At 71.1% G+C, this 15563-nt stretch carries 10 protein-coding genes and 2 pseudogenes; 7 read left to right on the top strand and 5 right to left on the bottom strand.

Annotation, left to right across the window (positions count from 1 at the left end; genetic code table 11):
- The 3 genes from ACLEQD_RS19885 to ACLEQD_RS19875 form a co-directional block, all read left to right on the top strand.
- Nucleotides 1-2364: DUF3857 domain-containing protein (locus tag ACLEQD_RS19885; protein ID WP_410385871.1), on the top strand; the 2364-nt coding region annotated here is incomplete at its 5' end.
- An 84-nt stretch (nucleotides 2365-2448) separates the two neighbouring features.
- A complete protein-coding gene (locus ACLEQD_RS19880) occupies nucleotides 2449-4098 on the top strand; it encodes a hypothetical protein (RefSeq protein ID WP_410385870.1) in 1650 nt (549 codons plus the stop codon).
- Nucleotides 4095-4739: a hypothetical protein gene (locus ACLEQD_RS19875; RefSeq protein ID WP_410385869.1), complete on the top strand. Its 645-nt coding sequence runs from the start codon at nucleotides 4095-4097 to the stop codon at nucleotides 4737-4739. Before ACLEQD_RS19880 ends, ACLEQD_RS19875 begins: the two co-directional genes overlap by 4 nt.
- 27 nt (nucleotides 4740-4766) lie before the next feature.
- Here ACLEQD_RS19875 and ACLEQD_RS19870 read toward each other — a convergent pair whose 3' ends face one another.
- The 3 genes from ACLEQD_RS19870 to ACLEQD_RS19860 form a co-directional block, all read right to left on the bottom strand.
- The gene (locus ACLEQD_RS19870) at nucleotides 4767-6938 is read right to left on the bottom strand and encodes a bifunctional alpha,alpha-trehalose-phosphate synthase (UDP-forming)/trehalose-phosphatase (protein ID WP_410385868.1); all 2172 of its coding nucleotides are present in this window, start codon (nucleotides 6936-6938) and stop codon (nucleotides 4767-4769) included.
- A gap of 13 nt (nucleotides 6939-6951) precedes the next feature.
- Nucleotides 6952-8094 carry a hypothetical protein gene (locus tag ACLEQD_RS19865; RefSeq protein WP_410385867.1) on the bottom strand — a complete coding sequence of 381 codons (1143 nt, stop codon included), beginning with the start codon at nucleotides 8092-8094 and terminating at the stop codon, nucleotides 6952-6954.
- A gap of 134 nt (nucleotides 8095-8228) precedes the next feature.
- The gene (locus ACLEQD_RS19860; RefSeq protein ID WP_410385872.1) at nucleotides 8229-9653 is read right to left on the bottom strand and encodes a SulP family inorganic anion transporter; all 1425 of its coding nucleotides are present in this window, start codon (nucleotides 9651-9653) and stop codon (nucleotides 8229-8231) included.
- Between the two features lie 492 nt (nucleotides 9654-10145).
- Between ACLEQD_RS19860 and ACLEQD_RS19855 the strand changes: the two genes are divergently transcribed.
- From ACLEQD_RS19855 to ACLEQD_RS19840, 4 genes and pseudogenes are all read left to right on the top strand, one after another.
- Nucleotides 10146-10508, top strand: a complete 363-nt coding sequence (locus ACLEQD_RS19855) for an ArsR/SmtB family transcription factor (protein WP_410385866.1) — start codon at nucleotides 10146-10148, stop codon at nucleotides 10506-10508.
- A gap of 32 nt (nucleotides 10509-10540) precedes the next feature.
- Nucleotides 10541-11661 (top strand): annotated as a pseudogene (gene arsB, locus ACLEQD_RS19850) (ACR3 family arsenite efflux transporter).
- On the top strand, nucleotides 11658-12059 hold the full coding sequence (locus ACLEQD_RS19845) for an arsenate reductase ArsC (protein WP_410385865.1): 402 nt from the start codon (nucleotides 11658-11660) through the stop codon (nucleotides 12057-12059). The pseudogene arsB and the gene ACLEQD_RS19845 overlap by 4 nt, the downstream one beginning before the upstream one ends.
- Before the next feature lie 214 nt (nucleotides 12060-12273).
- Nucleotides 12274-12705 carry a cupin domain-containing protein gene (locus tag ACLEQD_RS19840; protein WP_338274492.1) on the top strand — a complete coding sequence of 144 codons (432 nt, stop codon included), beginning with the start codon at nucleotides 12274-12276 and terminating at the stop codon, nucleotides 12703-12705.
- 73 nt (nucleotides 12706-12778) lie between these two features.
- On the opposite strand, the gene ACLEQD_RS19835 is transcribed toward ACLEQD_RS19840, so the two are convergent.
- Complete coding sequence (locus ACLEQD_RS19835; protein ID WP_410385864.1) at nucleotides 12779-14068, bottom strand: threonine aldolase family protein; 1290 nt, start codon at nucleotides 14066-14068, stop codon at nucleotides 12779-12781.
- Nucleotides 14069-14094: 26 nt separating this feature from the next.
- Nucleotides 14095-15563, bottom strand: a pseudogene (locus ACLEQD_RS19830) (FAD-dependent oxidoreductase); the annotation flags it as partial.

Here is a 15563-nt window from a genome sequence, read left to right as displayed (position 1 = left end):
GTGGAGGAGGCCTTCCGTCAGCAGCCGCGCGTGCCCCGCGTGGTGCGCGTGGCCGCCGCCGCGTCCCGTCAGCTGGGCCGTAACCAGGAGGCCATGGACCGCATGCGCGTGGTGCTGGCGCTGCGCTACGACGACACCAACACGCGCCGCCAGCTGGCCGCCATGCTCGCGGACGCGGGCAAGGTGGACGCCGCCGCGCGCGAGTACGCGAAGCTCACCGACCTGAACCCCTTCGACAACGGCAGCCGCGTGCGGCTGGCGGAGCTGAAGGCCGCCAACGGCGCCGTGGAGGAGGCCACCGCCCTCTTCACCGAGGCCAAGGCCCTCTCCCCGGACGAGCCCGAGGTCTACGAGCGCGAGGGCCGCGCGCTGCTCGCCGCCGGTCAGCGGGAGCCCGCCCTGGCCGCCTTCGAGCGCTCGCTGGTGCTGCGCCCGCAGAACCCCGGCCTCAAGGAGGCCCTGCGCACGCTCAAGGGCGAGTCCGAGAGCGCGGGCACCCAGTACCTCGTGGACGCGAAGCCCCTGGCCAAGGAGGCCGAGGGCTACATGAACGAGGACGCCCTGTACCTCGTGGACAACACCTACGTGCGCGTGCAGAAGAGCGGCCTGTCCAGCCGCATGCAGCAGATGGCGGTGCGCGTGTTCAACCAGCGCGGCGTGGACGCGTTCCGCAGCGTCCCCATCACCTACTCGCCGGACCGGCAGGAGGTGCGCGTGCTGCGCGCCCGCGTGACGAAGCCGGACGGCTCCGTGGTGGACAGCTACGGCGACGCGGACCGCAACATCAACGAGCCCTGGACGGGCATGTACTACGACGCCCGCGCGCGCGTGCTGTCCTTCCCGTCGCTGGCCGCCGGTGACACGCTGGAGCTCACCTACCGCCTGGACGACACCGCGCAGGACAACCTGCTGTCGGACTACTGGGGCGACGTGGAGAGCGTGCAGGGCGTCTACCCGAAGGTGCGCTTCCAGTACGTCGTGGACATGCCCCAGGAGCGGCCGCTGTACTGGAACAAGAGCCGCCTGGCCGGCGTGGAGCAGCGGCAGGAGGCCCCGGAGTCCGGCCGCACCGTGTACCGCTTCGGCGCGAAGCACGTCTCCAAGGTGGTGCCGGAGCCGGGCATGCCGGGCTGGGCGGAGGTCGCCCAGAACCTGCACATCTCCACGTACAAGACGTGGGACCAGGTGGGTCACTACTGGTGGGGCCTGGTGCGCGACCAACTCCAGCCCAACGCGGAGCTGAAGACCACCGTGGACCAGGTGCTCACCGGCGTGGACCGCAAGGACCAGCTGGCCGTCGTGCGCGCCATCTACTCGTTCGTCGTCACCAACACCCGCTACGTGGCGCTGGAGTTCGGCATCCACGGCTTCAAGCCCTACCGCGTCGACCGCGTGCTCGCGCGCCGCTTCGGTGACTGCAAGGACAAGGCGAGCCTCATCCACTCCATGCTGAAGGTGGCGGGCGTGGACAGCCGGCTGGTGCTCCTGCGCATGCGCAACCTGGGCGCGCTGGACGCGGAGCCCGCGTCGCTGGCGGCCTTCAACCACGCCATCGCGTACGTGCCCCAGTTCGACCTGTACCTGGACGGCACCGCGGAGTTCCACGGCGCCAAGGAGCTTCCGTCCGCGGACCGCGTCGCCAACGTGCTGGTGGTGGACCCCAACGGCACCAGCAGCTTCCTCACCACGCCGGAGGCGAAGGCGGACGACAACAAGACGACGCTGGCCATGGACGTGGCGCTGCGCCCGGACGGCGGCGCGGACGTGAAGGGCCAGAGCAGCGTGTCCGGCCAGTCCGCGCCGGAGTACCGCCGCGCCTACCGCCCGGAGTCCACGCGCAAGTCCACCTTCGAGCGCGCGTGGGCGCAGAGCTTCCCCGGCCTCACCGTGCGCGAGGTGAAGCTCAGCGACACCACCCGCCTGGACGACGACGTGACGCTCGACTTCAACATGGGCATCCCGCGCTACGCGGAGGTGCTGCCCGGCGGCAGCCTGCGCTTCCTGCCCTTCGGCACGGGGCGCACCTACCAGCAGGCGTACGCGTCGCTCGCCGAGCGCCGCTTCGACCTGGTGATGCAGAGCCCCTGGGTGAACACCTTCAAGCTGCGCTACACGCTGCCCGGCGGCTACACCGTCACGGAGCTGCCCCAGGCCGTGGAGGAGACCACGAAGTTCGGCCACGTGAAGCTCAGCTACCGCGTGGAGAACGGCGCGCTCGTCGCCGACGGCCAGGTCGCTCTCTCGGTCGCCCGCATCAAGGCGGACGAGTATCCCCAGTTCCGTGAGTTCCTGGGCCGCGTGGACCGCGCCTTCGGCCGCCGCATCCTGCTGCAGGGGCCGGGGCAGAAGACGGCTTCGCGGTAATCGCGGACAGTCGCGGCGCCTGCCTGGCGCCGCTTCGCACGGAGGGCTTGACCCGGACGCGGCCCTCCGTGCTTAAGCAGTGACATGCACCGTGCACGCGCGCTCGTCCTTGGCTGCCTGCTGGTGGCGGGGGCCGCCACCGCCGCTCCCGTCGTCCAGCTCCCCGAAGGCGGACGGGCGGTGGAGGTCATCCCCCGGGGCGTGCTGTGCGGCCCGGTGCGCGGCGGCTGGGTGCTGGAGGGCCGCACGCTCAAGCCGCCCACGCGCGCGGATGACGCCAGCCGCACGCTGGAGCTGAAGGTCGCCGCGGAGGAAGCCGCCTGCGCCACGGCCACCGACACCGTGGTGGTGGTGGCCACCGGGCCCTTCCCGCGCATCGACAACGCGTCCACGACCTTCTACCCGGACGACGGGCGGCTGGAGCTCAAGGGCACCGGCCTGAAGAACGTGGCCATCGCCTGGTCCGGGACGCCCCGGGGCGTGGACCCCAAGACGCGCGGCATGGACGGCCAGGACGTCTGCCTGGAGCCCAACAGCCCCTCCGAGTGCGCCGTCCCGCTGGCGCCCGGCCTGCCCACGGACGCGACGCTGTCGTGGGTGCCGCCCTACGGACGGCGGGGCGCGAACGTGACGACGTACGACGCCAACGGGCGCTTCCTGGATGACGAATACTTCCGCCTGCGCCCCGGCCGCACCGTGCTCACGCGGCCCCTGGTGCAGTCCTCCGGCGTGGACCTGTCCAAGGGCCCCGGCTACGCGGCGGTGACGCACTCGGAGGCCGTCGCGTCCGTGGACTGCGGCACCGCGCGCTGCGAGGTGACCGAAGGCGCCGTGTCCATCCGCAACGTGCCGGGGTTGAACCCCACGGTGACGCTGCGCCTGCGGCTGGTGCCGCGCGTGTTCTTCGCGAAGGGGGACGCGCTGGAGACGTCCGTGGCGGAGACGCTGCCCGTGCTCGCGTGTCCGCTGTCCGCGGTGGAGGGCACGGTGCTGCGCGACGCGGAGGACTCCGGGCTGGTGATGCGCCTGGACGCGGCGTGCGCGCACGACCCGCGCGGCCTCCTGTGGACGGTGAACGGCGCGCGCGTGCGCGTGGAGCGCGTGGTGAAGGCGCAGGACGGCACCTACGTGCTCCTGCGCACCAGCGGCACCAACGAGCCGCAGGTGACCGTCACCGCCATCACCTCCCGCGTGGACGGCACGGTGGTGGCGTCGGAGACGGCGGAGACGAAGCCCGTGCCCGCCCCCCGCGCGATGCTGGAGTTGCCCGGCCACGGCACCATCGACTTCGTGCCCACCAACCGCCCGGCGGAGGTGACGGTGGCCTCCAGCGGCGGCCTGGGCCGCTTCGTGCTGCGCCCGCTGGCTGGGGCCTACACCGTGACGGTGCGGGAGTCCGCCACGCTCATCCAGGGCGAGCCCACCGCGGGCGGCTTCGTGTCGCTGCGCTTCGGCTACCGGCTGCCCACGCTGCCGGCGGAGCTGGCCACGGCCGACCTGTTCCTCACCAACGAGCGCGTGCAGCGCGCGGTGCGCGAAGCCAGCGTGCCCACCAACGTGGAGAACCTGGTGGAGTTCGTCTGCGCGGACAAGGAGGGCCACGACGAGAAGCTCGCGCCCAGCCGCCCGCACCGGCTGGCCTACGCCATGCGCAACACCTGCCGCGTCGTCATCCACCGCGAGCGCCTCACGCCGGAGGAGGCAACCAGGAAATCACCCTGCGCATCACCGTGACGAAGCCGGACGGCTCCGTCCGGAGCGAGAGCAGCGTGGACCAGCGCCTGTTCCTGCGCCCCAAGGGCGAGGTGCGCGTCATCCCCGTGCAGGGCAACCTGGGCCAGTACGACCGCATCCTCGTGCAGGTGGCGCACGTCGCGGATGAGTCCCGCTACGCCCTCTCCACGGTGGACCGCACGGGCCTGCCGTCCGCGCAGTGGACCGCCATCGTGCGCGGCGGCATGTTCCGCCTCTACACCATGGCCACCATCCCCGCGGGCCTCTACCGCGCGACGCAGCCCTCGGGACAGCTGGCCATCAACTTCGGCGTGCTGTCGCGCCTGGCGCTGCTCAACAACGAGGGCCAGGAGCGCCTGCTGGGCATCGAGATGGGCCTGATGGGCCTGGGCCTGGTGCCGCAGTCCGGCGACATCCAGTTCCCGCCCACGCTCGCGGCCGTGCTGGGGCTGGGCCTGCGGGTGCCCATTGGCCCGGGCGCGGCGGTGGGCGCGCAGGCGTGGATCGCCCGCGAGTTCCGGGGCGACATCACCCGGCGCACCAGCGGAGCCCCCAACACCGACGTCGTGGTGCCCTCCAGCAAGTGGTCCTTCATCTTCGGCCCCAGCATCTCCGTGGGCAACGTGGGCTTCAACCTCTGAAGCCCACCGGGGCCGGCCCGCGCGGGACTACTTCCCGAGCAGCGCCTTCAAGAGCCGCCGCACCTCCGCCGGCCCCTCCACGCGGTAGCCCGCGCACGTGTGCTTGTTGCCCGCGTGCACGGTGATGCCGCCGGGGGGCACCGCCGCGAAGAGGTCCTCGTCGGTGACGTCGTCGCCCAGGGCCAGCACGCGCACGTCCGGCGGCTCCTGCTTGAGCACCTCCGGCACGACGCGGCCCTTGTTGACGCCCCGGGGCCGCACCTCCACCACCCGGTCCCCGGGCAGGATGTTCATGGGCTCCTGGGAGAACTTCTCGAAGAGCAGCAGGCGCAGCTCGCGCGCCTGGAGCGCGCCGAACTCCGCGTCCACCTTGCGGTAGTGCCACGCGAGCGACGCCGTCTTCTCCTCCACGAACGAGCCCGTCACCCGCGCCGCGAACGCGTCCAGCACGGGCTTCACCCGGGACTTCCACTCGAAGGACACGCCCGGCAGCGCCTGCCACGGCTGACCCAGCCGCATGCGCGACCACAGGCCGTGCTCCGCGTGCAGCCCCAGGGGCAGCTCACCGAACCACGCCTCCAGCGTCTCGCGCGGGCGGCCGCTCACGATGTTCACGGACAGGTCCGGCCGGGCGCACAGCTCCTTCAGCAGCGCCATCAGCTCCGCGTCCGGCGCGGCCAGCTCCGGCAGGGAGGCGAAGCCCACGAGCGTGCCGTCGTAGTCCAGGAACAGCACCTTGCGCTCCGGTCCCTTCAGCGCGTCCAGCGCGAGCATGCCGTCCGGCAGCGGCGGCTTCTCCGCCATGGAGGGCAGGCCCTGGAGCCGGTCCAGGAAGCTGGCCACCCACCAGTGCACGTCCCGCGTCTTCACGCCCGCGCGCAGGGTGCGCATGCGGTCCTGGCGCTCGGGCTTGGGCATCTTGAGCGCCTGTTCGATGGCGTCCGCCATGCCCTCCACGTCGTAGGGGTTCACCAGCAGCGCGTCGCGCATCTCCGACGCCGCGCCCGCGAACTCGCTGAGCACCAGCACGCCGTCCTCGTCCGGGCGGGCCGCGCAGAACTCCTTGGCCACCAGGTTCATGCCGTCGCGCACGGGCGTCACCAGCATCACGTCCGCGCCGCGGTACAGGCTCACCAGCTGCCGCTCGTTGAGCGAGCGGTAGAGGTAGTGCACGGGCGTGCTGTGCACGGTGCCGTAGAGCCCGTTGATGCGGCCCACGATTTCGTCCACCGTCTCGCGGTACTCGGCATAGGCCTGCACCTGCGTGCGGCTGGGGACGGCCACCTGGATGAAGCGCAGGCGCCCGCGCAGGGACGGGTCGCGCTCCAGCACGCGCTGCACCGCGAGCAGGCGCCGGGGAATGCCCTTGGTGTAGTCCAGCCGGTCGATGCCCACGAGCAGCCGCTCTCCGTGAGAGCGCTCGTGCAGGACCTTCACCTCGTCCAGCACCGCGGGCTCGCCGGCCAGCGCCTCGAAGGCGGCGGAGTCGATGCCCATGGGGAACGCGCCCACGCGCACCTCGCGCCCCTGGAAGAGGACGCGGTCGATGTCCGTGTCCAGCCCCAGGTGCCTGAGCAGCGTGCCGGAGAAGTGCCGCACGTAGCTCACCGCGTGGAAGCCGATGAGGTCCGCCCCCAGCAGGCCCTTGAGCAGCTCGCCGCGCCGGGGCAGCGTGCTGAAGATTTCAGACGACGGGAACGGGATGTGGTGGAAGTAGCCGATGCGCGCGTGGGGCAGGCGCTGGCGCAGCATCCCGGGCACCAGCATGAGCTGGTAGTCGTGCACCCAGATGGTGTCGCCCGGCTGGTAGTGCTTCGCGGCCAGGTCGGCGAAGCGCTCGTTCGCCTTGCGGTACGCGTCCCAGTCCCGGTCCTGCCGGGGGACGCGGTCCAGCATGTAGTGGCACAGCGGCCAGAGCACCCGGTTGGAATAGCCCTCGTAGAAGCGGCTGACCTCGCTGGCGGAGAGGTACAGCGGCACGCAGCGCAGGTCCGCCAGCTGCTGCTCCACCTGCGAGCGCTGGGCATCCGTCAACCGGGAGACATCTCCGGGCCAGCCGATCCACAGACCTCCGGAGCGTTCGTGCGGGCGGCTGAGGCCGGTGGCGAGCCCTCCGGCGCTCCGCACCACGGAGACGGAATCCTTCTCCGTCTTGACGGTGACGGGAAGACGGTTCGAGACAAGCAGGAGTCGAGCCATAGACCCACTAGCTCTATTCACCTGCTCCGGGAATGGCTACCACCTTATGCACCTGGCTGACGTTTGATGACCCCTGGCCCGCCCGCGCCCAGCCGAGGCGGGCCAGCAGCGCGGGCTGCCTGCCGGCCTTCCAGATGAAGGCATCCAGCACGTAGTGCGTGGCCTGCGGCAGCGCAAGCAGCGGCACCACGAGCGCCAGCACATCGGCCTCCAGGGCAGGGCCACTGTCGCCGAACAACACCGGGCGGTCGTGCCACACGAGCACGTCCCAAAGGCCTTCCTCCAGCAGCGCCAGCACGCCGAGGAACAGCAGGAAGCCGGGCAGCCCCGCGCGCAGGAGCACGCCCAGGCCGCCGAAGCCCCCTTCCGCGTGGCGCCCGCGCGCGTAGCGGAACAGCAGCGCGAAGTACGGCACGCCGTGCAGCACCACGTTCATCACCGTGAAGGCGAAGTCGTCCCGCGCGAGCACGATGCCGCCGAACCACGCCACCCACGTGGCCCCCACCAGCAGCACCTTGCCGGCCTGCACGCCCTCGCCCCGCGCGATGCGCAGGGCCTGGAAGCCCGCCCACAGCGTGAGCACCGCCGCGTGCGCGCCCAGCGCCACGGTGCCCGCCCACGCGGGGAGCCCGGCGAGGAAGTCGTTCTCCACGAACCACCAGAAGGCGCGGGGCAGGTTCGCGTGCCACCAGACGACGGGGCCCAGCGTGGCGGCGTAGACGGCCGCCGCGTCCAGGCGCCGCTCGAAGGGGGACGCGCGCGCCTTGCGGTCGTAGAGCGCCACCCAGCCGTACTGCTGGCGGATGAAGTGGAACAGCGCCACGTACGCGAACAGGCTCCAGAACGCGCCGGGCGAGGCCATGTACGCGAAGACCCCCACCGCGTACGCGGCGAGCGGCGCGCCCACGTAGAGGCCCGGGCGGCGCGACACCTCCTCGCCGTCCAGGTACGTGCGGAACAGCGTGGACCAGACGTGCGCCACGTCCACGCCCACCACGAACAAGAGCCACGCCCACGCGGGCGTGTCCCCCACCGCGCCCAGCCACGGCGCGGCCAGCACGAAGGCCACCGACGCGAGCGCGCTGCCGGCGAACACGGTGAGGTCCACGCCACGGCCGAACAGCCAGGCCTGCGCGGGCGAGAGGAGACGGGGCATCAGGGCCGGGAGCCTACCAGCCCTCCCGCGTCCCCGGACGAAGCGCTCCCGGACAGCGCCGCACACGGGGTCCTGCTTGATTTCACCCTGCCCGCCGGAAAGCCGGTCCGCCCGGGGAGCCCGGTGGCTCCCCGCTAGTGCCCGCCGCTGAGCGACGCGCCGGGCTTGTCGTGGACGCCGATGCGGCCGAGGAGCGTGGCGCTTGACTCGTTGAGGCCGACGAGCGTCACCCCCACGCCCCTGTCCCGGAACTTGAGCACCACCCGGTCCACCGCCGCCACCGCCGAGGCATCCCAGATGTGCGACTGCGCGAGGTCGATCTCCACGGCCTGGACCTGCTCCTTGAAGTCGAAGGCACCGACGAAGCCCTCCACGGAGACGAAGAAGACTTCCCCCGTGACGCGGTAGTGCCGCTTCTGGCCGTCAGCGGAGAGCGAACCCTCCACACGGACGAGCTTGGCGACGGTGCGCGCGAACAGCAGCGCGCTCAGCACCACGCCGACCGCGACCCCCTTCGCCAGGTCATGCGTGAGCACGACGGTGGACACCGTCGCCACCATCACGATGGAATCGCTCTTCGGCATGTGGCGCATGGCCCCGAGCGACTTCCAGTCGAAGGTGCCGAGCGAGACCATGATCATCACCGCGACGAGGACGCCCATGGGGATGCGTGCCACCCAGTCCCCCAGCACCAGGATGAGGAAGAGGAGGAACACGCCCGCGGTGAACGAAGAGAGCCGGCCGCGCCCACCGGAGCGCACGTTGATGACGGACTGGCCAATCATCGCGCAGCCCGCCATCGCGCCAAAGAAGCCCGCGACGATGTTCGCGAGCCCCTGGCCAGCGGCCTCGCTGTGCTTGCAGCTGGGCGAGTCCGTCATGTCATCCACCACGGCCGCGGTGAGCAACGACTCGAGCAGCCCCACGAAGGTGAGGGGGAGGGCGTAGGGGAAGATGATGCGCAGGGTTTCGAAGGTGAGGGGCACCTGGGGGACGTGGAAGAAGGGCAGCGCGGTGGGCAGCGCCCCCATGTCTCCCACGGTGCGCACGGAGGCCCCGGTGAGGAGTGAGATGGCGGTGATGACGATGATGGCCACCAGCGGCGACGGCACGGCCTTCGTGAGGCGCGGCAACCCGTAGATGATGGCCAGGCCCCCGGCGACCATCGCGTACATCTGCCAGTTCGCGCCCACGAACTGGGGCAACTGGGCAAGGAAGATGAGGATGGCGAGCGCGTTGACGAAGCCGGTCATCACCGCGCGCGGGACGAACTTCATGTAGCGGCTGAGGCGCAGCAGCCGGAAGATGAGCTGGAGCACGCCGGTGAGGATGGTGGCCGCGAAGAGGTACTCCAGGCCGTGACTCTTGACGAGCGTGATCATCAGCAGCGCCATCGCGCCCGTGGCGGCGGAGATCATCCCGGGGCGGCCCCCGAAGAAGGCCGTCATCACCGCGATGATGAAGGAGGAGTAGAGGCCCACCTTCGGGTCCACGCCCGCGATGATGGAGAAGGCGATGGCCTCGGGGATGAGCGCGAGCGCCACCACGGTCCCGGCCATCAGGTCACCGCGAATGTTGGAGAACCACTCCGCCTTCAAGCGAGGAAGGTCGAAGAAGCGCGAACGGCCGCGGGGGGCCGCCTGGGATGAAACGGTGTTCGTGGTCAAGCTGCTCTCGTGAGGAAACGGTGCCCGCGGCCCATCGGGCTCCGAGCACAGGGAAAATCAGGGCCAGGGCGGGCCGGTCCCGCAGGCGGAAGAACGCCGCCGCGGCGGGTGGGTTCCAGCCTCTCAGCGACGAACGGTCAGGGTGGCGTCAGCGGCCCGGCCCGGCCCCATCCCACGCGCCCGCACGGCTGGCGGTCAGCCTTGCTCGGCTGTTCCAGGACGAACCTGTGCGTTTGAAGGACGGGGCGCATGGAGCAACGGGACAGGCAGCCCCACCTGAAGGGCTGCACGTGGGCTGCAAATCGCACATCGCGCGGCGGTCCGCAACCCATCCGGCCTCCAGCGGTTGCCGGCATTCCCATATGCGGATATCCTCATGTCGCCATGTCGTCCGCTGCCTCCCTGGATGTGAGCCCGCTGACCCGCGTCCTCAAGGCCCTGGGGGACGAGACGCGCCTGCGAATCGTCGCCCTGCTCTCGCACTCGGAGCTGTGCGTCTGCCATCTGGAGAGGGCGCTCTCCATTCCCCAGTCCAATACCTCCCGGCACCTCTCCGTCCTCAAGGCCGCGGGACTCGTCGAGGCGCGCCGTGAGGGCAGTTGGGTCTACTACCGGCTGGCGCCGCAGACCGACGCGCTGTGCGCCTCCCAGGTGCAGGCCCTGGTCGCCGCCTTCGCCGCGCGCGCGGCGCTGCAACGCGAAGTGGCGCGCGTCCTGAAGTCCTGCGGCCCCGACGCCTGCAAGTAGCGCCGCTCCCCCTTCCCTGATTGCTCCCGCCCATGTCCTCGCCAACCGCCTCCGGCAGCGTCGTCAAGAAGCTCTCCCTCATCGACCGTTTCCTTCCGGTGTGGATCTTCGCCGCCATGGGGCTGGGGATCGCCCTGGGCCGCGCGTTCCCGGACCTGGGGAGCCGCCTGGACACGGTGAAGCTGGACACCGTGTCGCTGCCCATCGCCCTGGGCCTCTTGTGGATGATGTACCCGGTGCTCGCGAAGGTGCGTTACGGCGAGCTGGGCGGCCTGCGCGCGCGGGGGAAGCTCTTCACCACGTCCCTCGTGCTCAACTGGGTGGTGGGCCCCTGCTCATGTTCGCGCTGGCGTGGCTCTTCCTGCCGGACCTGCCGCACTACCGCAATGGCCTGGTGCTCATCGGCCTTGCCCGCTGCATCGCCATGGTCCTCATCTGGAACATGCTGGCGTGCGGCAGCAACGAGGTCGCCGCCGTGCTCGTGGCGCTCAACTCCGTCTTCCAGATCCTCTTCTATTCGGTGCTCGGCTGGCTCTTCCTCACCGTCATCCCGGGCTGGCTGGGAGCGGATGTCGCCGCGTTCGACGTGTCCATGTGGAGCATCGCCAGGAGCGTGCTCATCTTCCTGGGCGTGCCGCTGGTGGCGGGCGCGCTGACGCGCGTGGTCCTGACGCGCCTCAAGGGAGAGGCCTGGTACGAGCAGCGCTTCCTGCCGCGCCTGGGCCCCACCGCGCTGCTGGGCCTGCTCTACACCATCGTGCTCATGTTCGCGATGCAGGGGGAGAAGCTGACGCGCCTGCCGCTGGACGTGTTGCGCATCTCGCTGCCGCTGCTCGTCTACTTCGTCCTCATGTTCGCTGGCGCCTTCCTGCTCTCGCGCAAGCTGGGCTTCAGCTACGAGGAGACCGCGTCGCTCTCCTTCACCGCGGCGGGAAACAACTTCGAGCTGGCCATCGCCGTCGCCGTGGGGGTCTTCGGCATGGCTTCTGGAGAAGCGCTGGCCGGCGTGGTGGGCCCGCTCATCGAGGTGCCCGCCCTCATCGCGCTCGTCTACCTCTCGCTGTGGCTGCGGCGCCGGCTGTTCCCCACGGCGGGGAGCGCGGTCCTCCCTGGCCGCTTCGGTGAGCGCCCGTCCGAGGAGTCTTCCCGATGAAGAAGGTCATCTTCGCCTGTGTGCACAACGCGGGCCGTTCCCAGATGGCGGCTGCGTTCTTCAACGCATTGGCGGACCCGGCACGCGCGCACGCCATCTCCGCCGGTACGCAGCCGGGAGCCCGCGTGCATCCCGAAGTGCAAGCGGTCATGGCGGAGGTGGGCATCGACCTGTCGGAGGCCAGACCCCAGCGCCTCACGGATGAGCTCGCCCGGGACGCCCAGTGGCTCATCACCATGGGATGCGGCGATGCGTGCCCCTTCGTGCCGGGCTTGAAACGGGGAGATTGGCCCCTGGAGGACCCCAAGGGCCGCTCCCTGGAGCGCGTGCGTGAAATCCGGGACGACGTGCGCGCGCGTGTGTGGGACCTGCTGACCCAGGAGGCGTGGCGTCGCTGATCCTCCCACAGGGTTCACGCCCGTGACGTTCCGCCTGATCAGAAAATGCGGCCGGCAGCGGCCCCAGCGGACAGCCGCCGTGGAATCTTCCTGAGACAAAGGGGTGCGTCAAAGACAACAACCTGACACCTGTGACTAACTTGCAAGGATATTCGTATTGAGCGTTATCATGGGTAACGACACACAGACGCAGGGCCCCAGCGAGGAGGCTGTCATGTCTGGAACGGCGATGATGAATGGCCTGGTGCACACCGCGGACCTCGAGTGGAAGCCGCTCGGTCCCGGAACCTCCTACCGCCTGCTGCGCGTGAGCGCGGAGACGGGCGTGTGGAGCGCCATCCTGAAGATGGAGAAGGGCGCCGTCTTCGCGCCGCACAAGCACCTGGCGGCGGCGGAGATCTTCATCCTCTCCGGCTCGACGCAGGACCGCTACGGCACCACCCGCCCGGGCGACTACGAGTTCGAGCCGGTGGGCGCCGAGCACCCCGCCACCACCGCGCTGGAGGAGTCGCTCGTCCACTTCACCGCGCACGGCCCCATCGCGTTCCACGACGACAAGGGCCGCATCGCGATGCTGCTGGACTCGGAGTTCTTCCTGAAGGAGCAGCAGCAGGCGCCGCAGTACAGCATCAAGAAGGCGGCCTGACGGACCGCGTTGCTGTGTTTCGCCCGTCGGGTGTCTGACATTGACACCCGACGTCAGGGCAGGCGGCCAGGCTTCAGGCCGCCTCCAGCAGGCGCAGGAAGGCCCGGGCGGCGTCGGCGTCGCTGATGCCCTGGAGCCCCTCGCTCACCTGCAGCTCCGTGGACACGACGCCGGGCACGCGCGTCTGTCCGAAGCCTCCCGCCACCCAGACGCGGTCCTCGCGGGCGATGCGGTCGCGCTGGCGGTTGTAGGCCTGGGGTGAGCCGCGCAGGAACACGTGGAACATGTTCGTCTGCACCGGCTGCGGCAGCACGGTGACGCGCGAGTCCGCCGCCAGGAGCGCGGTGAGCGCCTTCGCGCGCTTCACGTAGCCGGGGATGGCGGCCAGCGCCGCGTCGAAGCGCATGGCGGCGGAGGCCACCAGCGGGGCCAGGTGGTACAGGTTGCCGCCGTGCCGGTGGCGCCACACGCGCGCCTGCTGGATGAAGTCGCGGCTGCCCACCAGCATGGCGCCGCCGATGCCGCCCACCATCTTGTAGAAGGACACGTAGACGGAGTCGAAGCCCTTGCAGAGGTCCGCGTAGGAGCGGCCGTAGAAGGGCTGGCTCTCCCACAGCCGCGCGCCGTCCATGTGCAGCTTCACCTTCCTGTCGCGGCAGGTGCGCTTGAGCTCCTGGAGCTGCTCCCACGTCTGGAGCTGCCCGCCCAGCCAGCGCACCGGCAGCTCCACGCTGACGCTTCCCAGCACGTCGCGGGAGCTGGCCACGTCCTCCGCCAGCAGCGGCCGCGTCCACGGGCCCAGGTACACGGCGCGCAGCTGGTGCAGCACGGCGTACGCGTCGTCCTCGTGCAGCACGTGGTGGGACGACGGGTGCACGCCCACGGTGCGCACGTTGCTTGCGTCCGCTTGGATGCGCAGCGCGATGAGCTGCGCCATGGTGCCCGTGGGCATGAAGCACGCGTCCTCGAAGCCCAGCAGGTCCGCGAGCTTCTTCTCGAAGGCCTGCACGAAGTCGCCGTTGCCGTAGACGTCGCTGGACAGCTTCTGGCGCTGCATCCACTCGCCGATGCGCGCGTACTCCGCGCCGTCGCCGGACGTGGAGCGCACCGGCAGGGACGCGGTGCAGCCCTGCCGCAGCTGTTCGTACTCCGCCTGCGAGCCCGCCGCCGCCGGGCCTGCCTTGGGGGTCGCGACGCCCGCGTCCGGCGCGGGGACTCCGGCGAGCCCCGGCGACTTCACGGTGCGCAGGGAGGGCGTGCCCCCGTCCGGGGCCGCGTCTCCCCGCTTCGGGAACAGCGTGGAGCCCGCGAGCAGGCTGGTGAGTGCGAGGAACTCCGCCCGGCTGAAGCGACTGTCCTTCATGTGCCCTGCCCTCCCGCGTCCAATGGCTACAACCAGCTGGCGCTCGTGCGCCCCATTCCCGCCAGGGCCCGCTCCGCGGCCTGCACGCCGAACCAGTTGGCCTCCTCGAAGAGGGCCATGCCGCCCAGGTCCGTGTGCGCGAAGTGCAGGTGCCGCCCCAGGCTCTGTTGCGCGGCGCGGCGCGCGTCTCCCCAGAGGAAGCCCGGCTGGGGCCGCACCATGGCGTGGCCCCAGCGCTGCACCTCCAGCCGCTGCGCGAGCGCGCCCACCCCGGGGTGCGCCGGCAGCAGGTCCGCCATCACCAGCGCCTCCCAGTCCGCATACGTCGCGGAGAGGGCCTGATTGCGCTCCGCCTTCACGTCCGCGCCGGCCATGGGCAGGTACCAGGTGAGCACCGTGGGCCCGCGCGCGTCCTGGCGCAGCGACTGGTGCGTGGCCACCACGTAGCCCAGGCTCCGGCTCTCGTAGAAGACGTTGTCCCAGGCCAGCGGGAAGCCCCGCGACGCCGGTGGCGCGGACACCGTCAGGTTCGCCACCACCCACGGGCTGTAGGCGAAGGCGTCCAGCCACGCGGGCCGCGCCTCGCGCCACGGCGCCACCACGTGGGCGGCGACGAAGCGCGGGCACGCCAGCACCACCTGCCGTGCCTGGAAGGCCCGGGGCGCCCCGGTGCGCGCGTCCAGCGCGTGCACGCGGCAGCCGTCTCGCCGGCTCCACCGTGTGCACCAGCACCTGCGTCTCCAGCTGGCGCGGGCCCAGCGACGACGCCAGCTGCTTCACCAGCCGGCCGTTGCCCTCCGGCCAGGACAGGAAGCCGTCGCTGCGCTCGCCCTTCCCGTTCTGCCGCGCGGCGAAGTACCAGATGCCCGCCCAGGCGGAGACGTGCTCGGAGGTGGCGCCGTAGTCGTCGCGGCACGCGTAGTCCACGAACCACTTGAGCCGGGGCGAGCGGAAGCCCTCCGCCTCCATCCATCGCGCCATGCTCAGCGCATCCAACGCGGTCCACTCCGCGTCGTCGCTGGAGAGCGCCCCCGGCACCGCGAACGCCTTGCGCCCCTTCGCGTCGCGCGCGGCGGCGAAGCCGTTCATCCGCGCGTCGAAGCGCTCCAGCTCCGCCAGGTCCTCGGCGCTCGCGCCCGCGCGCAGGTACAGCCCCTCGTACCAGTGGCCCTTGTAGAAGACGCGCTCCTCGGGCTCCTGGATGAGCAGCTCCTCCGCGAACGACGGGTGCCCTTCCGCGTCCACGCCGGTGACGGCGTCCATCTCCCGCAGCAGGCGCATCACCGGCCCGCGGTCCTCCAGGGGCGACGGCAGGTAGTGCGCGCCCCACGGGAAGGCGGACACGCCGTTGCGGCCGGAGCGCGACGTGCCCCCGGCCTCCGCCTCCAGCTCCACCACGCGCACGTCCTTCACGCCCGCGGCGCAGAGGCGCCACGCGGCGGACAGCCCGGCCGCGCCCGCGCCGACAATCAGCACGTCCACCGGCTCGAAGGAC

It is taken from the genome of Corallococcus sp. 4LFB (genome assembly GCF_046520365.1).
GTDB lineage: Bacteria > Myxococcota > Myxococcia > Myxococcales > Myxococcaceae > Corallococcus > Corallococcus caeni.
Note: the sequence above shows the minus strand (reverse complement) of the source record. Positions and strands in the feature narration are given on the sequence as shown.